At 28.8% G+C, this 9,315-nt stretch carries 10 protein-coding genes; all 10 read left to right on the top strand.

Going from position 1 to position 9,315, the window contains the following annotated elements:
* Positions 1–1,016 (top strand): phosphotransferase (locus T1L09_RS00245; RefSeq protein WP_322548945.1); only part of this gene is annotated, 1,016 nt, incomplete at its 5' end.
* A 148-nt stretch (positions 1,017–1,164) separates the two neighbouring features.
* Positions 1,165–2,346: an alpha/beta hydrolase-fold protein gene (locus T1L09_RS00240; protein ID WP_322548944.1), complete on the top strand. Its 1,182-nt coding sequence runs from the start codon at positions 1,165–1,167 to the stop codon at positions 2,344–2,346.
* A gap of 191 nt (positions 2,347–2,537) precedes the next feature.
* Positions 2,538–3,065, top strand: coding sequence for a hypothetical protein (locus tag T1L09_RS00235; RefSeq protein WP_322548942.1), 528 nt, complete (start codon positions 2,538–2,540; stop codon positions 3,063–3,065).
* A 24-nt stretch (positions 3,066–3,089) separates the two neighbouring features.
* Positions 3,090–3,698, top strand: a complete 609-nt coding sequence (locus T1L09_RS00230) for a tetratricopeptide repeat protein (protein WP_322548941.1) — start codon at positions 3,090–3,092, stop codon at positions 3,696–3,698.
* 162 nt (positions 3,699–3,860) lie between these two features.
* Positions 3,861–5,105: a WG repeat-containing protein gene (locus T1L09_RS00225; RefSeq protein ID WP_322548940.1), complete on the top strand. Its 1,245-nt coding sequence runs from the start codon at positions 3,861–3,863 to the stop codon at positions 5,103–5,105.
* A 331-nt stretch (positions 5,106–5,436) separates the two neighbouring features.
* Entirely contained in the window at positions 5,437–5,838 is a 402-nt protein-coding gene (locus T1L09_RS00220; RefSeq protein WP_322548939.1) for a hypothetical protein, read from the top strand.
* Between the two features lie 4 nt (positions 5,839–5,842).
* Positions 5,843–6,067 (top strand): LapA family protein, encoded by a 225-nt coding sequence (locus T1L09_RS00215; protein WP_322548938.1) that lies wholly within the window; start codon positions 5,843–5,845, stop codon positions 6,065–6,067.
* A gap of 18 nt (positions 6,068–6,085) precedes the next feature.
* Complete coding sequence (locus tag T1L09_RS00210; protein ID WP_322548937.1) at positions 6,086–6,649, top strand: hypothetical protein; 564 nt, start codon at positions 6,086–6,088, stop codon at positions 6,647–6,649.
* Positions 6,650–6,837: 188 nt separating this feature from the next.
* On the top strand, positions 6,838–7,374 hold the full coding sequence (locus T1L09_RS00205; RefSeq protein WP_322548936.1) for a hypothetical protein: 537 nt from the start codon (positions 6,838–6,840) through the stop codon (positions 7,372–7,374).
* A 210-nt stretch (positions 7,375–7,584) separates the two neighbouring features.
* Positions 7,585–8,406 carry an alpha/beta hydrolase gene (locus T1L09_RS00200; protein WP_322548935.1) on the top strand — a complete coding sequence of 274 codons (822 nt, stop codon included), beginning with the start codon at positions 7,585–7,587 and terminating at the stop codon, positions 8,404–8,406.
* The last annotated feature ends 909 nt before the right edge of the window (positions 8,407–9,315 follow it).

Below are 9,315 nucleotides of genomic sequence, written 5' to 3'. Positions count from 1 at the left end.
AAAAAAAAAATCCGCAGAAAATGACAACTTTTCCAGTAATAGCTTCAACATTATCAGAAATAGAATTAGCGAATTTTATAAAGGAAAAGTACAAACTAAACGAAGATTTTAATTGCAAATTATTTAGAACTGGAGTAAATCACACTTACTTTATTTCAAATAATGAAACTAAATTTGTTTTTAGAATATACTGTTATAAATGGCGAACAAAAATAGAAATTGAACAAGAATTAGAGCTATTAAATCTACTAAAAGAAAAATCCCTTGCAGTTTCGCATCCAATTTCAGATGTAAATGGAAGCTTAATTCAAGAAATAAATGCTCCTGAAGGAATTCGTTATGCAGTACTTTTTTCGTTTGCTAAAGGCGAAAAAATGCGTTTTATGTCTAATGAAACTTGTTATTCTATTGGTGCGTTAATGGCTAAAATTCATAATATAACCGAAAATAAAAAAATAGACAGGATAAACTATGATTCTGAAATTCTTTTAAATGAATCTTATAATCATCTTACATCATTTTTTTCAGAAGATTTAAACGAAATGAAATTTTTAAAAGAAATTGGTGATAAAATACCAAAAAGAATTAAAGAAAGTAATTTATTAGACAATAAAAACGGAGTAGTTCATTTAGATATTTGGTACGATAATTTGAGCGTAAATAATGAAAATGAAATCACAATTTTTGATTTTGATAATTGTGGAAATGGTTTGTTAATTTTAGATGTTGGTTATTTTTGCAAACAATTATTTTTCATAGAATCTGACAAAAATGAATATGAACGAAAGACTGAAAGTTTTTTAAACGGCTACCAAAAAATAAGAAATTTATCAGAAAAGGAAATTAAATTAATTCCAGAAGTTGGAGCATCAATTTTTGTATTTTATCTTGGTGTACAAGCACAAAGATTTGATTGGTCGAACATCTTTTTTACTGAAAACTATCTCAAAATGTATGTTGGAAGAATTAGAAATTGGATGGAATATTATGAAACAAAAAGAAATAACTGCGGCTAACAGCGGTTACAAGAAATGGCGAGAAAAGTGCTAAATTCACGTTTATTTTCCGCAAGAAATTTTATCTTAGCAGAAAATACGCAGTTCCGAAGTTCGCCACTTCTTGTAGCCGCAAAACGTTGTATGCAAGCTTAAAAAATCCTAATAAATGAAAAAATACGTATTACATTTACTTTTTGTATTGTTAACAACAACACTTTTCGGACAAGCAGAATCCGAATACTATTTTCAAGGAAAAGACACAATTATTTATTCTAATGCGTTAAAAGAAAATAGAAAAATAACAATTAGCTTGCCTGTAACTTTTACCAAAGAAAAAGCAACTAAGTTTCCAGTAATTATTGTTTTCGACAGTCAAAACAAACGGATTTATAGACAAACTTATGAAACTATAAATTACTTAGTTTCTTTTGACGAACTTCCAGAATCTATCATTATAGGTATTAATTCTGAAACTAATTATAACCGATATTTAGACACTAGTTTTCTTTCAACAAACGAAAATGCAAAAGGTGAAAAACTAGAAAGTTTTCTTTTTGATGAGCTTTTACCAATCTTAGAAAAAGAATACAATGCTAGCAAAATTAGAACCTTCATCGGTCATTCTCGTTTCGGTTATTATTCATCATATCTTTTGACAAATAAAATTAACGAGCTCACATCGGTAATTTCCATGAGTCCTTTTTATTTACAAGAAAACGTAAATCTTGTAGATTCACTACAATTAAATTTGTCTAAAATAAAATTAAAAAATCACGTATATTATAGGTTTATTACTGGAGATCCTTATACAGATACTAAAGACTACGATATAATGAAATCGTTTTTAGAGCAAAATAAAATAGATGAAAAATTAGATTGGAAAGGGTTAGAATTTTATAAAGTCCAACACATGGCAGTTCCTGCGGTTGCTTTACCAAATTCGTTAATCGACGTTTTTAATTATTGGTCAGAAGAAGTTACGAAAATTCAAAGAAGTGAATTAGCTTTAACAAAACAAGAATATTCTTCGTTTAAATCAAAAATGAAAAAACATTATGGATATGAAATGGGAATTAATTTAGCCATTTTAAATGGAATTGCCTATGGATATAATAATGATGAAAAATACAAAAAAGCAATTGAAGTTTGGGAAATTTTATTAGAAGAATATCCAATGTTTACTTATGCCAACATTAGTATTTCAAACTCATTTTTTAAATTAAATAACAAGAATAGAGCATACTTTTATTTAGAAAAAGCAAAACTAGAATTAATCAACAATACTTTTTATTCTAATGAAGAAAAACTAAACATACAATCTGAAATAGAAAAAATTATAAATCAATAAAAAGCCTGCATACAACAACGGTTTTAAGAAATTTGGGTTTTATTGCTGAATTTAAAGTTTGTTTTGTACTTTTGATATTCGGTTTTTAACTAGAAATTTTGGCTTGTTTTTCCCAAACTTCTTAAAGCCGCAAAACGTTAGCCGTCATACTAGAAACCGAACTAAAACATTGAAAAACAAATAAATATTAAATGAAGAAACTTAAATATTCACTTTTATCAGGTTTAGTTTTTGGAATTATAATTGGAATTTATTGCTACGTAACCAACAAAGAAGAAATAGCAATTGTTTTATCAATTTTCTGCTTTATAACTTTTAGTATTATTTCATACTTCAAAATGTTTTCTAAAATTAATTTTAGCGAAGAGTTTGAAAAAATAGATAAAAAATCCATTATTTATTCTGGTTTAGCAAACCATTTTAAAGACAATATTTCAGTAGGTGGAACTTTATATCTACTCGAAAATAAAATTATATTTCAAACTAACGCCATAAATTTTGCGCAAAGACACCAAAAAATAATTGAACTGAATGAAATTGACAAAACCGATTTTAGAAAAACAATGGGTTTAATAAATAACGTAATATTTATAAAGACTAAAGATAATGTAATGGAAGAATTTGTTGTGAATAAAAGAGAAATTTGGAAAGAACAAATTGAAAAAGTAATGAAAATAAATTCGAGCGAAATCGAAAAACAAAGAGAAACTGAAAGTTAGCGGTCAGGCTAAAACACGGCACTTATGAAACTGAAAGACATTTATAAAGAAAGAAATACAAATGTTTTTATCGTTACTGAACAGGACGATGATAACGAACTTAATTGGACAATTGAAGCGACAGACTTTGAACTTATACCCGAAGAAGAAAACTATTACTTCGTAAAGGCTTTTGAAATTTCCGAAAACGAAAAAACAGACTGCTACATCGGAATTATGACACCAGAACGAATTGCAGAAATTGTAATTAAACAAGGCTCAAATGGACAAACAAAAGTTGAAAGTATTTACGACCAAGTAAAGTCTATAATTCCATCTATTGCATCTGAGTGTTTTGGCGACTACGAACTATATTATTCAAAGGAAAATTCACAAATCGGCATTGACATTTTAAAAAGTGGACTTACCTTAGCGACAAACAAAAATGTAGTTGCCGAAGACCTTGGATACATATTGCGTGACGAAGGACGAATTGAAGAAGCTATTGAAGCCTTTAAAATAAGTGAAGAAAATGGACCATCTTCTGAATATACTTTTTGGGAATTAGCGGGACTTTATGAAGAACTTGGACAAATAGACAAACAAACGGAATATAGACAAAAATATAAAGACAATGGTGGAATTGACCAATGAAACAAAAGCCCGAACCGCTAACCGCGGTTTGTAAATATTGTTTTATTTGGTGGAATCACCGTAATTAATTACTTTTACGATAAACAAATTAAAAGTAGTTTTCATAAGAAAACAACATTCACAAGCCACCAAACGTTAGCTGTAAGTTAAAATAAAAATCATATGAAAAATAAACTGATAATCTTATTTTTTTTAATCTCAATAAATTGGACTTTTTCGCAAGAAAAAATAAAAGCAGATATTGATATAATTAATTTTCTTGGGAGAATTCCCCAAAAAACAGAAAGTAATTCTTTGTCAGATAATCTATTAAGAATATTGTACTACAAAATTCAGCCAAAAGAATATCCAAAAATAGGATATTTAAATACCAAAGGAGAAAAAATAATTGAACCTAAATTCAATATGGGTTCAGAATTTTATGATGATTACGCTAATGTAATTAAAGATTCTTTATATGGTTATGTTAGTAAAGACGGTAAAGAAAACTACTTCGAAAATTATACTGATGTCTTCTTCTATTATGGAAATACTGGAATAGCCAAAAAAAATGGTAGGTATGGTTTAATTAATCGTAAAGGTGATTCATTGACGGTATTCAAATATACGATGGTAAGTAATTTTGGTTTTAATCACTTTAAATGCCAAACTGAAAATAAAAAAAGTCATATTTTAGATTCAAATGGTAAGATAATTTTTAATAAAGACCTAGAATTTGATATACAAAGTCATTATTTTGAAAAGGATTCTATTATAATTTTCCGAGAAACAATAGATAAAAATAAACTAAATGGTCTAGTAAATATTGATGGAAAAGTTATTATTGAACCTAAATACGAAAATATTTTCTTCATTAATGACAGTGAACTATATATTGTACAAAATAAAAAAAAATATGGTTTTATAAATAAGTATGGAAAAGAAGTTATTCCATTAATTTATGATAAAGTTGGATTTAACATAAATGAAAATTTAATACCTGTACTAAAAGATGGAAAATGGGGTTATATAACCCGAGAAAATGAAACTAAAATACCGTTTGAATATGATGATGCTAGTGCATTTTTAAATGGTTTGGCTTTTGTAAAAAAAAGAGAAAATTATGGATGTATAAATACAAAGAATAAGGTTAAAGTCAAATTCAACTTGAAAGAAACTAAATATCCTTTCTTTACTAATGATTTAGCAATATTTGAAGAAAACGGAAAATATGGCTTCATAAATAAAAAAGGAAAAATCAAAATTCCAGCAATTTATGACAAGGCTTTTCCTTTTATTAATGAACTCGCTTATGTGGAAATAGATGGAAAAGTTGGATATATAAACAAAAATGGAAAGGAAATAATTCCAGTGAAGTATAAACAACTCTGGTTTGAAAATGATGGAATTATAAGATATGCAGATTAAATTTAAAAATAAAACCTACAGCTAACAGCAGTTTGCAAAAATGGCGGGTTTTGGGTTTAATTTAAAGTTGGTTTTGTACTTGAAATGTCAGTGTTTAACCGAAAGTTTAGGCTTCCTTAATCCGCCACTTATGCAAGCTGCAAAACGTTATAGCCAATGGTAGAAAGCCGACATTGCAATCTCGGACACACGAGTAAAAACAATCAGGTTTGACAGTTATTGATTTAACTGCCACGACTAAAAGATAAAAGTGGAGACCAGCGACCACTCAAAAAACGGGGCGGATTCTGAAAAGCCTTACGAGTAGGAACAAATAATTAAATTTAAAAAAATGAGAATAATCAAAATTTTAGCAATTATTGGAGTTGTGGCACTGATGACATCTTGTGCAAGCACAGCCAAGTTTCCTGTTTCGAGTACAGTGCCTGCTGCGGATATTACAGCGACAAAAAAACAGGACAAAAACAAAAATTATGTTATTGAAGTAACTGCAAGAAACTTAGCGGAAGCTAGTAGATTAAATCCACCAAAAAACAACTACAGTGTTTGGATAGTAGTTGAAAATGGAACCACTAAAAATGTTGGTCAATTAATTAACAAAAATTCTAAAAAAGCAACTTTAAAAACAACAACTCCATTTAATGTAAGGGAAATTTTCATTACAGCAGAGGAACAAGGAAATTTAAATTACCCAGCTGGGATAGAAATTTCTCGAACTACTTTCAATAAGTAATGTTATGAGGATTATAAAAACATTTGTACTGCTACTCCTGCTTGGAGTAGCAGTTATTTTTATTGTACAAAACTTAGAAACCGTACAGTTGTCTTTTTTAAAATGGAGTGTTACTATACCTTTGTCGTTTGCAACTGCTATAATTTACATTTTAGGTGCAATTTCGGGTGGTTTAATATTTTCAATTCTGAAAAAACTAACAATAGAAGATTCTTACAAGAAAGGTTAATCTCTAAAAACAAACAAAATGAGTACAGTAGAAAAAAATAATTTGGTTGAAACCTCTCAAAGTAAAACCAAAAACACATTCAAAGAAAAAATTGTTGGCTTTTTCAAAAATAATAAGGTTGCAACAGTTTTAACCGTATTGTTGTTGGTAGTTTTTATCTGGTTTTCCATTAAAATTCGCATAAACGAGAAAAACTTTAATAATGAGAAAACACAATTGATAACTCAATATGAAAGCAAAATTGATAGTTTGCAAATAAAACACCTTGAGTTTGCAACTGAAGTTTTCTCGTGGTCAGTAAGAAGCGAATTATTAAGAGAGAATACTGAAAATCTAAATCAACTACTAACAGTTTTTGTACAGCAATCGGGTGCAGACTTGGTGCAACTTGTAAACCCAAAAGACAATATTGTTTTATTATCGTCTGACAAGAAATTTGAAGGAACTTCTCTTGAAACATCAGCTTTTTCTAACCTTACAAGTACTACAGTTTATACAGAAGCTAATTCAGTAAAACTTGTAAGTCCTGTAATGGGTTTTAACGATAAAATTGGGGTTCTGCTAGTAGTGTTGAATAAATAACCACTGGCTATAACAGCAGTTTGGCAAAATGGCGGGTTCAGTGCTAAATTGAACATTCGGTTTTCAAATGAAGTTTAGTGCTAAATTGAAAGTAAGTGCTTCTAAATCCGCCACTTCGCCAAGCTGCAAACCGTTGTGCGTCAGTTTAACAAATCGCAGAAAAACAAAATAGAAAATAACAGAATAAAATGCAGATAATATTTCTTCTAGTTGGAATAATTGGTTTAGTTATGTCAGTCTTTGGTAGCAAAATGCTTATTGAAATATATAAAAACAGAATTATCAGTGAATTAAAATTAACTGAAAATGAAATTAATTTTGATAAAATTGGTTTGTATTCAATCTGCGTAGTTGGTGGTGGTTATTCAAATAATTTGGGGAATTTTGAAACAAAAATAACGAGTAAAGGACTAAAAATAAATACTGTTGAAAGAAAACCGAAATTTAAATTCCACTACAAAGGAAGGCTAGCAAATGAATTCTATAAATTTAAAATTGAAAATCCTGGTATTTATAATATTAAAATTATCAATATTGAAGATTTAGAAGTAAAAGAATCAATGTTGTTTTCTAAAAGATTTTTTCAAAAAAAATTATCAACTGAAAAAATTGGAATAATAGTCAAAGAAACTTCACCAAATTCAAAATTTATAATCGGATTAATAATGACTATATTAGGCTTTAATTTTGCTAGTTTGGGCATAATTTTAGCATATAATCAATAAGTTTTAAATAAAAAACCGAACGCACAACAGCGGTTTTGTTCAATGGCTTGGGCTTGGTTTTTCCTTCGGAAAAACCTCTATGATTCGTAATTTTGTTTTATATTTGTTTTGGTCAGTGTCTAATCAAAGCCACTGAAACAAAGCCGCAAAACGTTGTGCGTCAGCTTAAAACGACAGCGTGCAAAAACATTAACATAAAAAACAGAAAATATGAAATTCATTTATTATAACTTACTTTTTCTACTTGTAACACTTACAAGTTGCTCAAACGCACAAAAATACAACGACCCAATCCCTGTTCACGATGAATTTTCGATAGAATCAAAACGAGTTAGCGAAACAAGAAAAATTAATGTTTGGACACCACCAGATTATAAAACAACTACAGACTCTTTGCCTGTAATGTATATGGCTGATGGTGGAATAATAGACGAAGATTTTCCTCACATTGCTAATACTCTTTCTGAACTTATAAAGGCAAAAAAAATACCGCCAATGATTTTAGTTGGTATTGAAAATACACAAAGAAGAAGAGATTTAACTGGATTTACAGAAGTTGCAAAAGACAAAGAAATTGCACCAATTGTTGGCGGTTCTGAAAAATTTAGAGCGTTTATAAAAGAAGAACTTTTTCCTGAAATTAATAAACGATATAGAACAACTTCTGAAAAAAGTATTATAGGAGAATCTTTGTCAGGTTTATTTGTTGTAGAGACTTTTTTTCTTACACCTGATATGTTTGATAATTATATTGCATTTGACCCTTCGCTTTGGTGGAATGATAAATATCTGATAAAAACCGCAAAAGAGCATTTAGAAAAATTTCCACAAAACGAAAAAAGAATTTGGTTTGCTGGTTCTGGTGCAGAAGACATTTCTGAAACAGTGGGCAAACTTGCTGACATATTAAAAACCGAAAATCTACCTAATATTAAATGGAAATATTCACCAGAACCAAAAGAGAAACACAATACTATCTTTAGAGCGACTAAAGAAAAAGCAATAATTTGGACATTCAACAAAACAGAATAAAAGCCGAACGCACAACAGCAGTTTGGCAAAATGGCGGGTTCAGTGCTAAATTGAACATTCGGATTTCTAATAAACATTAGTGCTTAATTGAAAGTAAGTGCTTCTAAATCCGCCACATCGCCAAGCTGCAAAACGTTGTAGGTTATAGCTTGAAAATTCGCTTCGAAATCAACTTCTACCCTATTTTTAAACCGAAAATTCACTTGAAAAACTTTGCGATTTTTGAACTTTGTCGAAAATAATTTTGCGAATATTTTGTGTTTAATGTGAAAACTTAAAACTGAACTTTGCCGAAAAATTTGCGTGAATTGTTTTGCGAAAATTCAAAAAAATAATCAAAAAATTAAATCATTAAAAAATTTAGTTTTTAACGTAGAAAAACAGAAAATCATTTATTCATCAAATAATTTTTAAAACAGGAATTATAGTTTGACAAAAATGTTTGCATTGAAAAAAGTTTGCGTGAAGAGTTTAGTGGAAATTCTTTGTGTTGATTATTTTAATTCAACTTACATAAATTCGCTTCGAAATCAACTTCTGCCCTATTTTTAAACCGAAAATTCACTTGAAAAACTTTGCGTTTTTTGAACGTTGTCGAAAATAATTTTGCGAATATTTTGTGTTTAATGTGAAAACTTAAAACTGAACTTTGTCGAAAAATTTGCGTGAATTGTTTTGCGAAAATTCAAAAAAATAATCAAAAAATTAAATCATTAAAAAATTTAGTTTTTAACGTAGGAAAACTGAAAATCATTTATTCATCAAATCATTTTTAAAACAGGAATTATAGTTTGACGAAGATGTTTGCGTTGAAAAAAGTTTGCGTGAAGAGTTTAGTGGAAATTCTTTGTGTTGATTATTTTAATTCAACTTACATAAATTCGGTCCGAATTTACGCAGCCTGAATTA

The organism is Flavobacterium psychraquaticum, assembly GCF_034497725.1.
Taxonomy (GTDB): Bacteria; Bacteroidota; Bacteroidia; order Flavobacteriales; family Flavobacteriaceae; genus Flavobacterium; species Flavobacterium psychraquaticum.
The sequence above is the reverse complement of the archived record's forward strand: the minus strand, read 5'-3'. Positions and strand labels throughout refer to the sequence as shown.

What these genes read in the sequence shown, in the direction of transcription:
- T1L09_RS00240 (WP_322548944.1), top strand. Translation starts at nt 1,165, where the DNA reads ATGAAAAAATACGTATTACATTTACTTTTTGTATTGTTAACAACAACA.
- T1L09_RS00235 (WP_322548942.1), top strand. Translation starts at nt 2,538, where the DNA reads ATGAAGAAACTTAAATATTCACTTTTATCAGGTTTAGTTTTTGGAATT.
- T1L09_RS00230 (WP_322548941.1), top strand. Translation starts at nt 3,090, where the DNA reads ATGAAACTGAAAGACATTTATAAAGAAAGAAATACAAATGTTTTTATC.
- T1L09_RS00225 (WP_322548940.1), top strand. Translation starts at nt 3,861, where the DNA reads ATGAAAAATAAACTGATAATCTTATTTTTTTTAATCTCAATAAATTGG.
- T1L09_RS00220 (WP_322548939.1), top strand. Translation starts at nt 5,437, where the DNA reads ATGAGAATAATCAAAATTTTAGCAATTATTGGAGTTGTGGCACTGATG.
- T1L09_RS00215 (WP_322548938.1), top strand. Translation starts at nt 5,843, where the DNA reads ATGAGGATTATAAAAACATTTGTACTGCTACTCCTGCTTGGAGTAGCA.
- T1L09_RS00210 (WP_322548937.1), top strand. Translation starts at nt 6,086, where the DNA reads ATGAGTACAGTAGAAAAAAATAATTTGGTTGAAACCTCTCAAAGTAAA.
- T1L09_RS00205 (WP_322548936.1), top strand. Translation starts at nt 6,838, where the DNA reads ATGCAGATAATATTTCTTCTAGTTGGAATAATTGGTTTAGTTATGTCA.
- T1L09_RS00200 (WP_322548935.1), top strand. Translation starts at nt 7,585, where the DNA reads ATGAAATTCATTTATTATAACTTACTTTTTCTACTTGTAACACTTACA.